The 17,782-nt window shown below is 68.5% G+C and carries 16 protein-coding genes; 8 read left to right on the top strand and 8 right to left on the bottom strand.

Features of this window, described 5'->3' with window-relative positions:
- Positions 1-223 precede the first annotated feature (223 nt).
- The 4 genes from C693_RS0119720 to C693_RS0119735 are packed head-to-tail and all read left to right on the top strand — an operon-like array spanning position 224 to position 4,804.
- On the top strand, positions 224-1,921 hold the full coding sequence (locus C693_RS0119720; RefSeq protein WP_017464005.1) for a methyl-accepting chemotaxis protein: 1,698 nt from the start codon (positions 224-226) through the stop codon (positions 1,919-1,921).
- A 13-nt stretch (positions 1,922-1,934) separates the two neighbouring features.
- Entirely contained in the window at positions 1,935-2,771 is an 837-nt protein-coding gene (locus tag C693_RS0119725) for a CheR family methyltransferase (RefSeq protein WP_017464006.1), read from the top strand.
- Positions 2,768-3,241, top strand: a complete 474-nt coding sequence (locus tag C693_RS0119730; RefSeq protein ID WP_017464007.1) for a chemotaxis protein CheD — start codon at positions 2,768-2,770, stop codon at positions 3,239-3,241. Before C693_RS0119725 ends, C693_RS0119730 begins: the two co-directional genes overlap by 4 nt.
- Positions 3,242-3,253: 12 nt before the next feature.
- Entirely contained in the window at positions 3,254-4,804 is a 1,551-nt protein-coding gene (locus C693_RS0119735) for a chemotaxis protein CheW (protein ID WP_017464008.1), read from the top strand.
- Here the strand turns inward: C693_RS0119735 and C693_RS0119740 are convergent.
- A complete protein-coding gene (locus tag C693_RS0119740) occupies positions 4,768-5,724 on the bottom strand; it encodes a glycoside hydrolase family 16 protein (protein WP_100243759.1) in 957 nt (318 codons plus the stop codon). The two genes, C693_RS0119735 and C693_RS0119740, sit on opposite strands and share 37 nt — an antisense overlap.
- Before the next feature lie 186 nt (positions 5,725-5,910).
- Between C693_RS0119740 and C693_RS0119745 the strand changes: the two genes are divergently transcribed.
- Positions 5,911-8,739, top strand: coding sequence for a valine--tRNA ligase (locus tag C693_RS0119745; protein ID WP_017464010.1), 2,829 nt, complete (start codon positions 5,911-5,913; stop codon positions 8,737-8,739).
- 111 nt (positions 8,740-8,850) lie between these two features.
- Here the strand turns inward: C693_RS0119745 and rimI are convergent, their stop codons facing one another.
- From rimI to pssA, 3 genes are read right to left on the bottom strand one after another with little or no spacing between them, the layout of a single operon-like run.
- A complete protein-coding gene (rimI, locus tag C693_RS0119750; protein ID WP_017464011.1) occupies positions 8,851-9,330 on the bottom strand; it encodes a ribosomal protein S18-alanine N-acetyltransferase in 480 nt (159 codons plus the stop codon).
- 1 nt (position 9,331) lies between these two features.
- Positions 9,332-9,805, bottom strand: a complete 474-nt coding sequence (locus tag C693_RS0119755; protein WP_017464012.1) for a hypothetical protein — start codon at positions 9,803-9,805, stop codon at positions 9,332-9,334.
- Positions 9,806-9,817: 12 nt separating this feature from the next.
- The gene (gene pssA / locus C693_RS0119760; protein WP_026107573.1) at positions 9,818-10,594 is read right to left on the bottom strand and encodes a CDP-diacylglycerol--serine O-phosphatidyltransferase; all 777 of its coding nucleotides are present in this window, start codon (positions 10,592-10,594) and stop codon (positions 9,818-9,820) included.
- A gap of 106 nt (positions 10,595-10,700) precedes the next feature.
- On the opposite strand from pssA, the gene C693_RS0119765 reads away from it, so the two are divergent.
- The 3 genes from C693_RS0119765 to C693_RS0119775 all read left to right on the top strand — a co-directional run bounded on the left by C693_RS0119765 (position 10,701) and on the right by C693_RS0119775 (position 13,531).
- Positions 10,701-11,135 (top strand): DUF4124 domain-containing protein, encoded by a 435-nt coding sequence (locus C693_RS0119765; protein WP_017464014.1) that lies wholly within the window; start codon positions 10,701-10,703, stop codon positions 11,133-11,135.
- Between the two features lie 77 nt (positions 11,136-11,212).
- Positions 11,213-12,910, top strand: coding sequence for a proline--tRNA ligase (locus C693_RS0119770; protein WP_017464015.1), 1,698 nt, complete (start codon positions 11,213-11,215; stop codon positions 12,908-12,910).
- A 294-nt stretch (positions 12,911-13,204) separates the two neighbouring features.
- On the top strand, positions 13,205-13,531 hold the full coding sequence (locus tag C693_RS0119775; RefSeq protein ID WP_017464016.1) for an H-NS family nucleoid-associated regulatory protein: 327 nt from the start codon (positions 13,205-13,207) through the stop codon (positions 13,529-13,531).
- 70 nt (positions 13,532-13,601) lie between these two features.
- On the opposite strand, the gene C693_RS0119780 is transcribed toward C693_RS0119775, so the two are convergent.
- Genes C693_RS0119780 through C693_RS0119795 form a run of 4 tightly spaced genes read right to left on the bottom strand, consistent with a single transcriptional unit; the run spans position 13,602 to position 17,774 of the window.
- Complete coding sequence (locus C693_RS0119780) at positions 13,602-14,885, bottom strand: threonine/serine ThrE exporter family protein (RefSeq protein WP_017464017.1); 1,284 nt, start codon at positions 14,883-14,885, stop codon at positions 13,602-13,604.
- 37 nt (positions 14,886-14,922) lie between these two features.
- Positions 14,923-15,369 carry an NfeD family protein gene (locus C693_RS0119785; RefSeq protein WP_026107575.1) on the bottom strand — a complete coding sequence of 149 codons (447 nt, stop codon included), beginning with the start codon at positions 15,367-15,369 and terminating at the stop codon, positions 14,923-14,925.
- A gap of 19 nt (positions 15,370-15,388) precedes the next feature.
- Positions 15,389-16,330: an SPFH domain-containing protein gene (locus C693_RS0119790; RefSeq protein ID WP_017464019.1), complete on the bottom strand. Its 942-nt coding sequence runs from the start codon at positions 16,328-16,330 to the stop codon at positions 15,389-15,391.
- A gap of 52 nt (positions 16,331-16,382) precedes the next feature.
- Positions 16,383-17,774: a sensor histidine kinase gene (locus C693_RS0119795; RefSeq protein ID WP_017464020.1), complete on the bottom strand. Its 1,392-nt coding sequence runs from the start codon at positions 17,772-17,774 to the stop codon at positions 16,383-16,385.
- Between the last annotated feature and the right edge of the window lie 8 nt (positions 17,775-17,782).

Raw genomic sequence — 17,782 nt, forward strand, 5'->3', positions numbered from 1 at the left:
CAAGTCCGGCGCCGCCCGCGTCGATAACCCCTCGTCAGAAGGACGAGCGGGCGCAGCGGCGCACCCGTTCGCTTCCTGCGATGTTCAACCGTGAGGGACCGACTGCATCAGCGACCGGCCGATGTGACCCCGTGCACCGCTTCGGGGCACCGCGCCACGGGCCGTCGCCGGCATCCAGCCCGTTTCCCTTCAGGTGTACCGACCAGAAGCGAGAGAAAACACCATGGGCAAGGAAATTCCCGAACCGCAGTTGGAACTGCAGGAAATGCGCGCGCTCAGCGACGCGCTGAACCGCGTGCAGGCCGTGATCGAGTTCGACCTCAAGGGCAAGATTCTCGACGCCAACGACAACTTCCTCGCGCTGATGGGCTACACGCTGGGCGACGTGCAGGGCAAGCACCATCGCATGTTCTGCGACCCGGACCACGCCGTCAGCCCCGAGTACCGGAAATTCTGGGAGCGCCTGGCCAGCGGCAAGTTCGACAAGGGCGAATACAAGCGCATTGCCGCGGACGGACGCGAGGTATGGATCAACGCCTCCTACAACCCGGTGCTGGACAGCCACGGCAAACCCTTCAAGGTGATCAAGTTCGCCACCGACATCACCGCGTCGCGCAACCAGGCCGCCGAAGTGGAGGGCAAGATGGCGGCGCTGGACAAGTCGCAGGCGGTGATCGAGTTCGATCCCTCCGGACACGTGCTTGCCGCCAACGCCAACTTCCTGGCCACCGTGGGCTACACGCTGAAGGAGATCGCCGGCAAGCATCACCGCATGTTCTGCGACGAGGCGCATGCGGCCAGCCCCGAATACACCGCCTTCTGGGAAAAGCTGCGCAGCGGCGAGTTCGACTCGGGGCGTTATCACCGCGTCGGCAAGGGCGGCCGCTCGATCTGGCTGCAGGCCAGCTACAACCCGGTGCACGACTCCGCCGGACGCCTGCAGAAGGTGGTCAAGTTCGCCACCGACATCACCGCCCAGGTGGAACTGGAGGAATCGGTCAAGCGCCGCGCCGCCGAGGACCAGCGCAAGGTCGACCTGTTGCTCGACACCGTCCGCAAGGCGGCCGCCGGCGATCTCACCGGCGAGATCACCCTCGAGGGCGACGAGCCGATCGACCAGCTCGCCGCGGGCATCCGCCAGATGATGGGCGACCTGCGCCACGTGATCGCCAAGGTGATCGGCGGTGCCAGCCACTTCTCGCAGGCCTCGACCGAGATCGCCGGGGAGTCCAATTCCATGGCCAGCGGCGCGCAGCTGCTGGGCGCCACGGTGGAGGAGATGAACGCCACCATCGAGGAACTCACCGCGTCGATCAATTCGATTGCCGGCAATGCGCGCAACGCCGACGCGCTGGCCAAGGACACCCAGCTCGAGGCCGAGCGGGGCGCCAAGGCCATCGACAAGTCGATCGAGGCGATGGGCCTGATCAACAAATCGTCCGAGGATATCGGCGAGATCATCAAGGTGATCGGCGAGATCGCCAGCCAGACCAATCTTCTGGCCTTCAATGCCGCGATCGAGGCGGCCCGCGCCGGCGAGCACGGGCTGGGCTTCTCGGTGGTCGCCGACGAGGTGCGCAAGCTGGCCGAGCGCTCCTCCCAGGCCGCCAAGGAGATATCCAAGCTGATCACCGAGTCGACCCGGCGCGTTGCCCAGGGCAGCGAGATCTCCAGGGAAGCGGCGGAGGCCTTCGACAAGATCGTGTTCGGCGTGGCCCGCACCACCCAGGCGATGTCGGAGATCTCCTGCGGTGCCGAGGAACAGGCCGTGGCCGCCCGTGAAGTGGCCAATGCCGTGCAGCACATCGCCGAGGAGACCGAGAAGACCGCCGCCACCTGCGACAACATCGCCCGCGCCTGCGGCGAGCTGATGCAGGAAGCCGGCGAACTCAACACCACCGTGAACCATTTCGCGGTGTAACGGAGCCAGTCCGATGATGCTCGAGACAGAGGTCACCGTCGATCCGGCCACCCAGGCGGCGCTGTTCGCCCGGGTCCGCCGGCACACCGGCATCGCCATGGCCGAGCGCAAGTGGACCCTGCTGCAGGGCCGCCTGCGGCGGCGGCTGCAGGCACTGTCGCTGTCGAGCTACGGCGACTATCTCGCCGTGCTGGACAGCTCCAACGACGAGGTCGGCCGGTTCATCGACCTGGTCACCACCAACGAGACCTCCTTTTTCCGCACGCCACGGATCTGGGACTACCTCTGGCACGGCTTCCTGCCGGCCTGGCACGCCGCCCATCCGGGCAACGTGCTGCAGGTCTGGTCGGCGGCCGCTTCCACCGGCGAGGAGGCCTACTCGCTGGCGATGCTGTGCGAGGAGTTCCGCGAGAAGCACCCGGACTTCCGCTACCGCATCCTCGGCACCGACATCGCTGGCGGCGTGCTCGAGACCGGGCGCGCCGGCCATTACCTGGGCCGCAACATCGACGGCCTGCGCAAGGCGCGTCCGGCGATGCTGGAGAAGTATTTCCTCGGTGTCGATGAGGTCTATACCGCCTCGCCCACGCTCCGCGCGGCGGTGAATTTCCGCCCGCACAACCTGTACCAGCGACTGGAGGAGCCGACCCGCTTCGACCTGGTGCTGTTGCGCAACGTGCTGATCTACTTCGACGAGTCCGGCCAGGAGACGGTGCTGGAGAACGTGCGCCAGTCGATGTCGCCCAGGGCCGTGCTGCTGGTGGGCGAGTCCGAATCGCTCAACCGCCTGCGCACCGGCTTCGCCTACCAGCAACCGCTGATCTACCGCAACGATCGCCCGCCGGCATGAACGGGCGGGATGTCCACGTGAAGATGTGCGAGATGCGCGCCGGCAACGGCGACGAGATCCTGCGCACCACGCTGGGTTCCTGTGTGGGCATCGGCCTGCTGTGGCACGAGCGCGCCCGCTGCGCCCTGGCGCACTGCCTGCTGCCCGAACCGCCCAACGGCCAGCCGCAGCCTTCGGCAAAGTACGTCACCGACACCCTGCCCGCCCTGCTGCAACTGATCGGCGCCGAACCGGGCGACTACGACCAGCTTGAGGCCGTCGTTGCCGGCGGCGCCTGCATGGTCAGGCACGAACGGCCAGCCCCCTACGGATTGATCGGCGAGCAGAACACCCAGATGGCACAGCGCCTGCTGGCCCGGGCCGGGATCCGGGTCGTGCACACCGACACCGGCGGCAACCACGGCCGCCAGCTGAGCATCGACTGCCGCAGCCGGCAGTACTCGGTGCGCACCTTCGAACGTATCGACTGAGGAAGCCCGCCCATGGACAGTCCGGCCTCACCGCCCCCAACTGCCTCGCAGGACGCGATGCAGCTGTTCGGCTCGTTCCATCTGGGCGAATTCGAGCTGGCGTTGCCGATCGGCGCGCTGCAGGAGGTGGTGCCCTTCCCCGCCTCGATCACCCGGGTGCCGTTGGCGCCCCCTCATCTGCTGGGCCTGTTCAACCTGCGCGGCATGCTGATCCCGCTGGCCGACCTGGGCCGGTTCATGGGATTGAGCGAAACCGCCGACCGCGGCGACGCGCGCGTCGCCGTGGTGGCCAGCGGCGCGGCGCGGCTGGGCGTGCTGTTCGACCGCACCGGCGAGATGCTGCGGTTGCCGGCCGGCCAGGTGGTGCCGTTCCGGCATGGCAGCGAGTCGCTGGGTCTGATCGAAAGCGCGTTCCATCTGGGCGAGCGCATCCTGCAGGTGCTTTCGGCCGACGCACTGACCCGGCTACCCGGCCTGCCGCAGGTACTCAATCCCGATCTGGCCGAACAGGCGCGCCAGCGCCGCCTGGCCCAGGGGCGTCGCCAGCAGGCGGTCTCGTTCCGCGCCGGCGGGCGCCACATGGCGCTGCCGATGGGCGCGATCCACGAAATCATCCGGCTGCCGCCACTGGAGCATTCGGTGCTGGCCGACGACCGCTGTCTCGGGCGCGTGCACCTGCGCGGCCACCCCGTCCCGGTGGTCGACTTCGCCCGCTTCCTCGGACTGGCGGCTGCCGGTTCCGGCGGCCCGGACGAGGCGGACGGCGAGGACTTGCGCCGGGTGCTCGTGCTGCGGCAGGACGAGTCCTACCTCGGCCTGCAGGTGGATGAGGTCGACAGCATCGTGGGCTACCTCGACGGCCAGGTGCTGCCGATGCCGCCGATCGAGGGGCAGACCGGGCTGATCGCCGGCTGCATCAGCCGCAAGGACAGTGGCCAGGACGACCTGGCCCTGGTCGACGCACCGGGGCTGCACGCCGATCCGTTCCTGGCCCACCTGGCCACGGGACATCGCGAGCTCTACCTGGTGGCGGCAGACGAGGCCGCGGCGGCCCAGGCCGGCCAGCGGCGCCTGCGCGAGACCTGGGTGACCTTCCAGCTCGACCGCCTGATGGGCCTGCGCATCGAGCAGTTGTGCGAGGTGATCGACTACGACCCGTCACTGATGCGCCCGCCCGGCGCACCGCCCTTCGTGCGCGGCGTGCTGAATCTGAGGCAGAAGCTGATCACCGTGGTCGACCTGCGCACGCTCTACGGCATGGAGCAGGCGGCCGATCCGGCTGCGTGCAAGATCCTCATCGTCGACCACGCCGGCGCAAAGTACGGCCTGGTGGCCGACTCGGTGCAGAGCATCCTGGGCATCGACCGGGCCGAAAAGCTGCGGGTACCTGCACTGGTGTCGCACCACCTGCATCCGGAGTTGCAGCGCGACCTGCACGAAGTGGCCGAACTGCCCGAACACGGCACCGTGCTGCTGCTCGACGCCACGCCGCTGTTGCGACGGATCGCCGGCACGGTCGCCGCGGATCAGGGCGAGCCGGCGCGGGTCCACACCGCGACGTAATCCACCACCATCGGGTGGCCGGGCTGGGTAGCCGGCACCGGGGTGTCGCGGCCACCGGAAACGGCGTAGGCAAAGTCGCCCCCCATCGCCACGTTCAGCAACAGGAAGTAGCCGCGCTGACCGGTGATCTCCTGCCAGGTGACGGGTGGCAGCCGGTCGCGGGTGAGCACGCCGTAGAGTTTGCCGTCGAGGTACCAGCGCAGCGCTTCGGGCGCGACGCTGCGGTCCCATTCGAAGGTGTAGGTATGGAAGCCGTCCTGGCAGCTCGAGCCCTCGCAGGGGGCGTGCTGGCCGATGCCGTTGGGCTCGTTGCAGGGACCGTTCGGCAGCACCCCGCAGTGCAGGGTGCCCCACACCAGGTTGAGTCCGTTGACGTTTTCCATGATGTCGAACTCGCCCGCCTGCGGCCAGTTGCCGAGGCGGCGGAAGCTCTCGCCCAGCGCCCAGAACGCCGGCCAGTAGCCCAGGGCGGCCTCGCCGCTCACCTGCGGCATGCGCAGGCGGGCCTCCATCCGCAGCACGCCGCCTTCGGGCGGACGGAAGTCGTCGCGCCAGGTCTCGATGCGCGCCGAGGTCCATTCGCCCCCGGCGTCGCGCAACGGCGTGATGCGCAGGTGCCCGTGGCCGTCCAGGCTGACGTTGGCCGGATCGTCGGTGTACCGCTGCACCTCGTGGGTGCCCCAGTGCTGCGGGCCGCCGGGGTAGTTGTGGCCGAGGTCGAACTTCCACCGCGACGGATCGGGCCGCTGCCCGGCCGCGCCGTCGAAGTCGTCGCTGAACACCGGCTGCCAGCCCGGCAATGACGGTACCGCCGCCCGCGCCCGCAGGGCGGGCAAAGCCGCCAGCAGCCCCAGCAAAACCAGCTGCCAGACCCGTGACCGCGGCACGCGCCACCCGTGTTCCACTGACTGCACAACCACACCCTGCTCCTCGCGGATGACCCGCGTGGGATCGATTCTGGCATTCCGGACCTTCCGGCAAGCGCATCCAGCGCACGCTTCGGCGCGAACGGTCGCGTTTTGGCAGCCCCGGGCCGGCCCCGTACAATGGCCGCCTTTGCGTCCAACCCGCGTGCGGCATCCGCCGCGCGCCGCAAGCGAGTCCCCATGGAAAAGAGCTTCGAGCCCGCCCAGATCGAGTCCACCTGGTATGCCCGCTGGGAGGCCAGCGGCGTGTTCAAGCCGTCCAGCCACGGCGACCCGTACTGCATCCTGCTGCCGCCGCCGAACGTCACCGGCACCCTGCACATGGGCCATGCCTTCCAGCAGACCGTGATGGACATGCTGGTGCGCTACCAGCGCATGCGCGGCATGGACACGCTGTGGCAGGTCGGCACCGACCACGCCGGCATCGCCACCCAGAAGATCGTCGAGAACCAGCTCGCCGCCGAGGGCAAGAGCCGCCACGACCTGGGCCGCGAGCCGTTCGTCGAGCGCGTGTGGCGGTGGAAGGAGGAATCCGGTTCCACCATCACCAACCAGATGCGCCGCCTCGGCGTTGCCGCCGACTGGTCGCGCGAGCGCTTCACCATGGACGAGGGCCTGTCGGCCGCCGTGCGCAAGGTGTTCGTCGACTGGTACCGCGCCGGCCTGATCTACCGCGGCAACCGCCTGGTCAACTGGGACCCGGCGCTGGGCACCGCGGTGTCCGACCTGGAAGTGGACAACGTCGAGCGCGACGGCCACCTGTGGTCGATCCGCTATCCGGTCACCGGCAGCGACGAGAGCCTGGTGGTCGCCACCACCCGCCCGGAAACCATGCTCGGCGACGTCGCCGTCGCGGTGCACCCGGAGGATGAGCGCTACGCGCACCTGGTCGGCAAGACGCTCACCCTGCCGCTGACCGGACGGCAGATCCCGGTGATCGCCGACGACTACGTCGACCGCGAGTTCGGCACCGGCTGCGTGAAGATCACCCCGGCGCACGACTTCAACGACTACGCGATCGGCCAGCGGCACCAGCTCGCGCCGATCACCGTGTTCACGCTGGACGCCAAGGTCAACGAGAACGGCCCGGACAAGTACCGCGGGCTGGACCGCTACGAGGCGCGCAAGGCCGTGCTGGCCGACCTGGAAGCCGCAGGCCTGCTGGTCGAGACCAAGCCGCACAAGCTGAAGGTGCCGGTGAGCCAGCGCTCGGGCGCGGTGATCGAGCCGCTGCTCACCGACCAGTGGTTCCTCGACCTCACCCGCGACACCCTGCCCGATGGCCGCCCCGGCGGCCGCAAGGCGATCACCGAGCCGGCGCTCGAGGCCGTGCGCGGTGGCGACATCAAGTTCGTGCCGGAGAACTGGAGCACCACCTACACGCAGTGGCTGGAGAACATCCAGGACTGGTGCGTCAGCCGCCAGCTCTGGTGGGGCCACCAGATCCCGGCGTGGTACGACGAGGCCGGCAACATCTTCGTCGGCGAGGACGAGGCCGATGCGCGCGCCCATGCCGACATCGAGCCGGTCGGAGCGCTCAAGCGCGACGAGGACGTGCTCGACACCTGGTTCAGCTCGGCGCTGTGGCCGTTCTCCACCCTGGGCTGGCCGCTGGACGGCCCGGTGGCGAACGAGCACGGCGCGGTGGTCGCCGACTGGTCGCACGACCAGCGTTTCCTGCCCAGCGCAGTGCTGGTCACCGGCTTCGACATCATCTTCTTCTGGGTCGCCCGCATGGTGATGGCGACCAAGTACTTCACCGGCAAGGTGCCGTTCCGCGAGGTGTACATCAACGCCATCGTGCGCGACGCCGAAGGCCAGAAGATGTCCAAGTCCAAGGGCAACACGCTGGACCCGCTGGACCTGATCGACGGCATCGCGCTGGAGCCGCTGGTGGCCAAGTCGACCCGGAGCCTGCTGCTGCCGCAGGAGCGCGAGAAGGTCGAGAAGCGCGTGCGCCGCGATTATCCCAACGGCATCACCGCGATCGGCACCGACGCGCTGCGCTTCACCTTCGCCGCACTGGCCAGCTACAGCCGCACGATCAACTTCGACATCAAGCGCGCCGAGGGCTACAAGGCGTTCTGCAACAAGCTGTGGAACGCCGCCCGCTTCGTGCTGATGAACCTTCCTGAAGGCCGCATCGAGGCCCCGGCCGGCGGCCCGGCCACCGAGGCCGAGCGCTGGATCCTCACGCGGCTGAAGCAGACCCTCGGCGAGGTCGAGCAGCACTTCGCCAGCTACCGCTTCGACCTGCTGGCGCAGGCGCTGTACGAGTTCGTCTGGAACGAGTACTGCGACTGGTTCCTGGAGCTGTCCAAGCCGGCGCTCAACGGCGACGACGCCACCGCCGCGGCGTCCACCCGGCACACCCTGCTGGTGGTGCTGGAGACGGTGCTGCGCGCGCTGCATCCGATCATCCCGTTCATCACCGAGGAGATCTGGCAGTCGGTGGGACCGAAGCTGGGCCTGACCGAGGCCGAGCTGATCCTGCGCCCCTGGCCGCAGGCCGACGCCATCGCCGCCGACGAGGCCGCCACGGCGGAGATCGAGTGGTTCAAGGCGGTGCTCTCCGGCGTGCGCAGGATCCGCGCGGAGATGAACATCGCGCCGGGCAAGACCATCCCGCTGCTGCTCGCCGACGGCGACGCCAGCGATCACGCCCGCGCGGCCAAGTTCGCCACGCAGATCGCCTTCCTCGCCCGTGTCGAGGCGCCGGCATGGATCGAACCCGGCGCCGACGAACCGGCCGCCGCCGCCGCGGTGGTCGGCACCCTGCGCGTGCTGATCCCGCTGGCCGGCCTGATCGACCTCACCGCCGAGAAGGCGCGCCTGGCCAAGGAGATCGCCCGCATCGAGGGCGAGATCAAAAAGTGCGAGGGCAAGCTGGGCAACGCCAACTTCGTCGCCAACGCCCCGGCCGAGGTGGTGGCGCAGGAACGCCAGCGCATCGTCGACTGGAACACGACCCTCGCCGCCCTGCGCGAGCAGCAGGCCAAGCTGGGCTGATCGTCCCGACCTCCGTAGGAGCCCGCTCGCGGGCGATGCCCTTGCTCCTGACGCACATCAAAGACGAGGAGCATCGCCCGCGAGCGGGCTCCTACCCCCTGCCGGGGCAAGTCAGGATCGGTCGGACTCGCGCAGCACCAGCTCCATCACGATCGCATCCTCGCGTCCGCCCTGCGCCGGGTAATAACGTGGCCGCCGGCCGATCTCGGTGAAGCCGGCGGTGCGATACAGCTTCTGCGCCACCGGATTGGACGGACGCACTTCCAGGAACACGCGCTCGGCGCCGCTCCAGCGGATCACGTCGAGCAGACGCATCAGCAGGCGCCGTCCCAGGCCACGCCCCTGCCACTGACGGCCGATGCAGAGATTCAATACGTGGGCCTCGCCGGCGGCGATCGACAGGATGCCGTAGCCGGCGATCTGTCCGTCCACCCACAGCACCCAGCACGGATGGCCCGCGCGCAGGCAGTCGGAAAAGATGCCGCGGCTCCAGGGGAATTCGTAGGACTCCGCCTCCAGCGCGGCTACGGCATCGAGATCCTGCGGCTGCAGGGCGCGGATCTCGCTCGCCGGCGGGCTCACCACGGCCACGCTAGCCCGCTCCGGCCACCGCCAGTGCACGACGCAACTGCCTGAGCGCCGCCCACAGCCGCCGCTTGCCCTGCGCACCGGCGAACAGTGCCTCCGGCGCGTCGACCAGGGCGATGTGTGCCTGGCTCATCACCGCCGCCGGCAGCTCGCGCCCCAGCGCATGCGCCTGGGCCTGCCCGAACACCAGATAAGCCGGCGCATGCGGTACGGGTGCCTGCGGCTGGCCATCGGCCACCAGCACGCGCCCGGCCCGGGCGATCCCGGCGCCCGCCGCCTGCAGCGCCCGCCCCAGCACGTCCATGATCCGCGGCGGCAGCTGCGCCGGCAGCACCACGATGCAGCGCGCCACCGGCGGTTCGAACACCGGCGCATCCAGCGTGAGTTCCTCGAGCGGCGCACCCGGCTCGCGCACCCGTCGCACCCACGAGGTGATGCCCATGGCCTGCAGAACCTGCTGGCGGCGTGCATCGCGCATCGGCGGCCCTCCTCAGGCGCCCCGCCGGACGCGGCGATGGGTGGCACGACCCCACAGGGTCAGCACAGGACCGGACAACAGGTAGGCGGAGAACACCGCCAGCAACAGCCGCGGTGGATCGATCGCCAGCAACACCAGCACCAGCACCGCCACCACCATCCAGACGAATGGCACGCCTTCGCCAGCGGTCCACGGCAACGACTTGAAACTGAAATAGCGGAATCGGCTGACCATCAGCAGGCCGGTCACCACCGCCAGTACCGGCGTGACGAAGCACAGCGTGCTGCCGGCGACGCCGGTCTTCTCCATGGTCCAGACGAACGACATGCAGACGGCCGCGGCCGACGGACTGGCCAGACCCTGGAAATAGCGCTTGTCGACTACCGCCACCTGGGTGTTGAAGCGCGCCAGCCGCAGCGCGCCGCAGGCGGCGTAGATGAACGCCGCCGCCCAGCCCACCTTGCCCCACATCGGCCCGTACTCGCGCAGGGCCGAGAGCGACCAGGTGTACATCACCAGCGCCGGCGCCAGGCCGAAGCTGACCAGGTCGGACAGCGAGTCGTACTGCACGCCGAACTCGCTCTGCGTGTGGGTCATGCGCGCCACGCGGCCATCCAGGCCGTCCAGCAGCGCCGCCACGAACACCGCGATCGCCGCCTCGGTGTAGCGGCCACCGATGCTGGCCACGATCGCGTAGAACCCCGAGAACATGGCCGCGGTGGTGAACAGGTTCGGCAGCAGGTAGATGCCGCGATGGCGCGGGCGTCGTACGGGCGTGTCGGGGTTCATCGACCGGTCCAGTGGAAGCTGGCGCGCATTGTAGAACACCGGCGCTTGAGTCCGGCCCGCGCCGGTGATACGAAGAGCGCCTGAACCCGCGCCCCTGGAGAGCACCATGTTCCGTCGCCCCCTGTTCGTCCTGCTGCTGGCCGCCAGTTGCAGCGTATCGGCCCAGGCTTACAAATGGGTCGACACTCATGGCGTGGTGCACTACACCGAGTCCGCGCCTCCTCCGGGCACGAAATACAAGCGCATTACCCTGTCCGGCAATGCCGAGCCCCTGGCCAGGCCGGCCGCCGCCCCGACCGGTAGCCAGCCGGCCGACACTGGGCCGGAGGCCGTTTCCTCGAACCTGCCCATGCAGGACACCCCTGCCAACCGGGCCAAGCTCTGCACGTCGCTGAAAACCAACCTCGCCGCCCTGCACGGCAACGGCCCCGTCGTCATGCAGCAGAACGGAAAGCAGGTACTGCTCGACGCCGACCAGCGCAAGGCGCAGACCGACTCGGCCCAGGCGCAGTACTCGCAGTATTGCCTCGAGCAGCAATAGCCCCCGGCGGGGGACCGCCCTGATGGCCCCATGGCTGGCATAATCGGCGCCTTTATCCCGAACGCCGGACCGCCCGCATGCGCCTCAGCCAATTCCACCTGGCCACCGTCAAGGAAGTTCCCGCCGAAGCCGAGCTGGTCAGCCACAAGCTGATGCTGCGCGCCGGCATGATCCGCAAGCTCGCGGCCGGCCTCTACACCTGGACACCGCTCGGCCTGCGCGTGCTGCGCAAGGTCGAGGCGGTGGTTCGCGAGGAGATGGATCGCGCCGGCGCGATCGAGATGCTGATGCCCACGGTGCAGCCGAAGGAGCTGTGGGAGGAAACCGGCCGCTGGGAGAAGTTCGGCGGGCAGCTGCTGAAGATCGCCGACCGCAAGGCGCAGGAGTTCTGCTACGCCCCCACCGCCGAGGAAGTGATCACCGACTTCGCGCGGCAGGAGCTGAAGAGCTACAAGCAGCTGCCGGTCAACTTCTACCAGATCCAGACCAAGTTCCGCGACGAGATCCGCCCGCGCTTCGGCGTGATGCGCGCGCGAGAGTTCCTGATGAAGGACGCCTACTCCTTCCACCTCGGCCAGGAGTCGCTGGCGCAGACCTACCAGGCGATGTACGACGCCTATGGCCGTATCTTCACCCGGCTCGGCCTGAAGTTCCGCGCCGTGCAGGCGGACACCGGCGCGATCGGCGGCAACGCCAGCCACGAGTTCCAGGTGATCGCCGACTCCGGCGAGGACGTGATCGCGTTCTCCGACGGCTCGGACTATGCCGCCAACGTGGAAAAGGCCGAGGCGCTGGCACCCGCCATCGCACGCCCGGCGCCGTCCGCCCCCCTGTCCCGCGTCGACACGCCGAAGCAGAAGACCATCGACGAGGTCTCCGCCTTCCTGAAGGTGCCGGCGACGCAGTGCGTGAAGACGCTGATCGTCAAGGGTCGCGAGGGTCTGGTCGCGCTGTGCCTGCGCGGCGACCACGCGTTCAACGAGGTGAAGGCCAACAAGCTGCCCGAGCTGACGGACGACATCGTGATGGCGTCCGAGGAGGAGATCGTGGCCGCCATTGGCGCGAAGCCCGGCTCGATCGGCCCGGTCGGCCTGCCGGAGTCGATCCCGCTGATCGTCGACCGCAGCGCAGCCGTGCTGGCCGACTTCGTCTGCGGCGGCAATACCGACGACACCCACTACACCGGTGCCAACTGGGAGCGCGACGCACGCATCACCCGGGTGGAGGACATCCGCCAGGTGGTCGCCGGCGACCCCTCGCCGGATGGCCTGGGCACGCTGCAGATCGCCCGCGGCATCGAGGTCGGCCACGTGTTCCAGCTCGGCTCCAAATACGCCGAGGCGATGGACGCCACCGTGCTCGACGACCAGGGCAAGGCGCAGGTGATGCTGATGGGCTGCTACGGCATCGGCGTGAGCCGCATCGTGGCCGCCGCGATCGAACAGCGCCACGACGACGCCGGCATCCTCTGGCCGGAGCCGATGGCGCCCTGGCGCGTGGCGGTGTGCATGATCAATCCCAAGGGTCAGGCCGAGGTCACCGCGGCCGCCGAATCGCTCTATTCGGAGTTGGCCGCCCGCGGTGTCGAGGTGGTGCTGGACGATCGCGGCCTGCGCCCCGGCGCGATGTTCGCCGACATGGAGCTGATCGGCATTCCGCATCGCGTGGTGGTAAGCGAACGCGGCGTGGCCGCCGGCACGCTGGAATACCGCGCGCGCGACGCGGCCGAGAGTCGCCAGGTCACGAAGGACGAACTGCTTGGCCTATTTGGCTGATTGCCGCCGCGCCGCAAATAAAAAAGCCGCCTCCGGGCGGCTTTTTTATTGTATTGGGAATGCCGCGCGATAATCCCCGGGCACACCGGCAGCAGCATCAGGATAATCCTGCAGCATCGGCTTTATTGGCAAACGTGGCAGGTAAAGTCCGCAAAGACGATTCCATCACGCCGGCACGAATATTTTGCAAATCGCCATCCATTACGGGAGAATGCGTGCCGCATCAGGATGGCGCAATCGCCTTAATGGCGATATCAAAACCAGTCAATTGAATATTCCAACGCGGAGTTGTCCATGGCCGTCGATATCAAGAATCTCAACCACAACCAGCTCAACGACCTGATCGCCAAAGCGCAGACCCGCCAGGAAGAACTGCGCAAGGAAAAGGTCGGCAAGCTGCGCGAGAAGGTCCACGCGCTGATCAAGGCCGAGGGTTACACCTTCGACGACATCTTCGGTTCCGCGCGTGGCGGCAAGGTGCGTCGCGCCAAGACCACGGTGGCCCCGAAGTACCGCAACCCTGCCAACCCCGAGCAGACCTGGTCCGGCCGCGGCAAGCGCCCGCGCTGGTTCAACGATGCGCTGAAGGCCGGCAAGAAGGAAAAGGACCTGGCGATCTGATCGCCACGGTCGCTGCAGACCACGAAACGCCGGCCTCGCGCCGGCGTTTTGCTTCAGGCGGCCGGCGATTTCAAAGCGAACGCCGCGACGACACCAGCAGGTCGCCGAAAAGCAGCCCCGCCACCAGTGAAACGAGCAGGGTCAGCAACAGCACGCCGGTGTCCAGTCCGAGCACGGTATCGCGTTCGAACAGATACGAGACGCTGCGGAATCCGACGCTTCCCGGCACCAGCAGGATAATCCCCGGCTCGCGGATCACCGCGCCGGGCCGATGCATCCAGCGGGCGTAGAGATTGGCGACCGAGCCCAGCAGGAATCCGCCCAGGAATACGCCGAACGGCGCCCCCGGAATGGAGCCGGAAATCAATCCACCCCAGCGGGTGGCCAGATAACCGACCAGCACCGCACCGATCACCACCGGCCAGTCGCGGCGCGCGGCGCGGAACAGGATCGCGAAACCGAATGCGCCCAGCAGCAGTGACGGATAATCGACCCAGCCCGGAAGCGGCGGCAATGCATAGGTCCCCGGATCGATGCCCAGCGCCCCGCACAGCTGGGTCGCGGCCACGGTGCCGAAGGTGAGTTTGAGCAGGGTGGAAATCGCCCCGCCCATGCGCGCCACCCCCGACACCAGGTGCTGGCTGGAGATCTCGCGCACGGCGGTGGTCAACGACATGCCCGGCACCAGCACGATCAGCCCCGCCAGCACTACCGACTTCACCGCCAGCGGCACCACGTAGGCACTGACCAGGATCGCGATGGTGGTCGCCACCAGGGCGCAGATCGCATCGCTGGCCGCCGCCAGCCGCGGCCGGCTGGCGGCCAGGATGGTGATCGCACCGATGACCAGCCCGATCAGCCCCGAGGCCAGCAGATCCGCCCACGAGCTGTGCAGCAGCAGGCCCACCACGCAGGCGGCCGACAGCCCGTAGCTGGCCACCACCCCGGCCCGCGCCCGGCGCGTGTCGGGCAGGCCGAGCAGCCGCAGCAGGCGGAACCCCTCGCGCAGCTCGATTTCCCCGGACATCACGCGGTCGGCGATTTCGTCCGCCTCGCACAGCCGCGCCAGGTTCACGTCACCCGGCGGCAGCCGCATCACCTGGGTGACCTGGGCCAGCCCCTCGTCGCCCTGGGCCAGGTCGGAGAACGAAATGATGATCGCCGTGGGACTGGACCAGACGTCGGCGGCCAGTCCCATCTGCTGCGCCGAGCGGGCGATCGCCATCTCCAGCCGGGGCGCGGTGGTGCCGTACTGGTGCAGGCGGCGCGCCAACTCCACCAGGAAGCTGATGCGGGTGTTCAGCGCGGCCGTGGAGAAATCGGCCGATACAGCGACGGAGGCGACGGCGCTCATGCGGCGCATGCTCCGGTCCCGGGCCGACTCCACCGGCTCATGCTGCGGAACGCACCTGCAGGGTGGTGCCGTCCACGGCCACCACCTCCACCGTGGCGCCGACCGGCAACTCCGGCCCGGCCACCAGCCACTGGCCGTCGCCCACGCGTGCCTTGCCGCGGCCGTTGACGATAGCCTCGCTGAGCACGTAGCGCTGTCCGATCATCTGCTCGGCACGCCGGTTGAGCCGCTCGCTGCCCGGGGCGCTACGTTCGATGCGCGGGCGCAGCTTGCGCGCGTAGAACACGCAGGCAGCCAGCGCCAGCACGGCGAACAGCACGGCCTGCAGCAACAGGCCCATGCCCGGCACCAGCCACAGCACAACCCCCATCGCTGCGGCCGCCAGGCCGATCCACAGCAGGAAGTAGCCCGGGATCAGCACCTCGCCACCGATCAGCAGCAGCGCCAGGATCCACCACAGGTAGTACACGGATAGATTCCACATGGTCGCTCTCCAGGCCGACTCAGCGCGGCGGCGGAATGGAGGACTTGGTCTGCTGCTGGCCCAGCGACTCCTTGGCCAGCTCGGCGATGCCGGCCAGCGAACCGAGGATGCCGGTCGCCTCCATCGGCAGCAGCAGCATCTTCTGGTTGGGTGAGTTGGCCATTTCCTTCAGCGCTTCGACGTACTTGTTGGCGACGAAGTAGTTCAACGCGTTGACGTTGCCGCCGGCGATCGCGTCGGAAACCAGGGTGGTCGCCTTGGCTTCCGCCGCGGCCAGCCGCTCGCGCGCCTCGGCCTCGCGGAACGCCGCCTCCCGCTTGCCTTCGGCGGCCAGGATCGCGCTCTGCTTCTCGCCGTCGGCCTTGAGGATCGCCGCCTGCTTGAAGCCTTCGGCCTCCAGGATGTTGGCGCGCTTCTCGCGCTCGGCCTTCATCTGCCGCGCCATCGAGTCGACCAGGTCGCGCGGCGGCGCGATGTCCTTGATCTCGATGCGATTGACCTTCACGCCCCACGGATGGGTGGCCTCGTCGACGACGCTGAGCAGGCGGGCGTTGATCTCGTCGCGCTTGCTGAGGGACTCGTCCAGGTCCATCGAGCCGAGCACGGTGCGGATGTTGGTCATCACCAGCGCCAGCGAGGCCTGTTCGAGGTTGGAGACCTCATAGGCGGCCTTGGAGGCGTCCAGCACCTGGTAGAACACCACCCCGTCCACCCGCACCACCGCGTTGTCCTTGGTGATGACGTCCTGGCTGGGCACGTCCAGCACCTGCTCCATCATGTTGATCTTGCGGCCGACCGACTGGTAGACCGGCACCAGCAGGTGCAGGCCGGGCGACAGGGTCCGGGTGTACTTGCCGAAAGTCTCGACCGTCCATTCGAAGCCCTGCGGCACGATGCGCACGAGCTTGGTGATCACGACCACCGCCACGATGACGATGACCAGCGCGAGTATCTGTCCCATTACAACCCCCTTCCTCCGATGAAGTCCGGAGTATAGGCGAGCGCCGTGGCGGTCAGACCTCCCGCGGCGTGACCAGCGGCAACAACAGGCTCACCTGCAGGCCGCCGCCCTCGCGGTTGGCCAGCGCGATACGCCCGCCGTGGGCCTCGGCGATCTCGCGCGCCAGTGCCAGGCCCAGGCCGGTACCCGAGCGCTTGGTCGAATAGAACGGCAGCAATGCCTGCGCCAGCACGGTCTCGCTCATGCCGGGACCGCGGTCGGCCACTTCGATGCGCAGCTCGTGCCCCAGCACCTGCAGGGCGAGGGTGACCTCGTCATCGGGGCCGCCGGCTTCGTGGGCGTTCTTGATCAGGTTGATCAGCACCTGCTCGACCTGGGCGGCATCGAACCAGCCCGGCTGCGCCGGCGCCCCGCCAAGCAGGCGGAACCGGCAATGCAGGGCCAATCCCTCGAGAAACGGCGCCCAGGACACCTCCGCTTTGCGCGGTGCCGGCAGCTTGGCGAAGCTGGCATAGCCGGCAATGAAGCCGTGCAGGTGCCGCGCGCGCTCGCCGATGGTGGCGAATACGCCGGGCAATCGCTCCACCTCGCCGCGACGCGCCAGCTCGGCGCCGGAATGCGCCAGCGAGGAAATCGGCGCCAGCGAGTTGTTGAGCTCATGGCTGATCACCCGGATCACCCGCTTCCAGCTCGCCACCTCCTGCCGCGACAGTTCACGCGTCATCCGTCGGAACAGCAGCAGGCGGTGCGGCCGCCCCTGCAGGCGAAACGCGCGCTGGGAGATGTGGAAGGTTTCCTCGCTGTTGTCCATCTCCACCGTCAGCAGCGCGTCCTCGCCCCGCTCGACCGCCTCGCGCATCGCCTTCGGCGCGTCGGCGGTCACGTCGGCGAAGACCAGTCCATGCAGGCTGCGGCCGTCATTGAACAGGTGCCGCGCGGCAATGTTGGCGTAAGCGACGCGCCCACCGGCATCGGTCAGTACCAGCGCCACCGGCGTGTTCTGTACCACCGTGTCCAGCAACAGCTCGCGCTGCACCAGATGCTGGCGCTGGTCGCGCAGGGTCTGCCCCAGCGCGTTGTGCATGGCGATCAGCTCGCCCAGCTCGTCGCGCCGGTTGACCGCCAGCGAAATGCTGAAGTCGCCGTCGCGGTAGCTCGCCACCGAGCCCTCCAGCGCGCGCAGCAGGCGGCTGACCGGCGACATCGCCAGGCTGGCCATCCACAAAGCCAGTGGCACCAGCACGGCAAGGCTGACCGCCAGGCCCGCCCCGAAACCCAGGTGCACCGGGCCGGGGGCGACGCCTTTGGTATCGGTATGCAGCAGTGCAAGCAACTGCGGCAGCGGCCAGTCGGTGATACCGACGTACACCAGCACGCCAGCCAGCCCGGCCAGCATCAGCAACAGGCTCAGCCGCCCCTCGAGCGAACGCAGGCGACGGATCATGCAGCGCG

The organism is Dyella ginsengisoli LA-4 (genome assembly GCF_000334915.1).
Classification (GTDB): Bacteria; Pseudomonadota; Gammaproteobacteria; order Xanthomonadales; family Rhodanobacteraceae; genus Dyella_A; species Dyella_A ginsengisoli_A.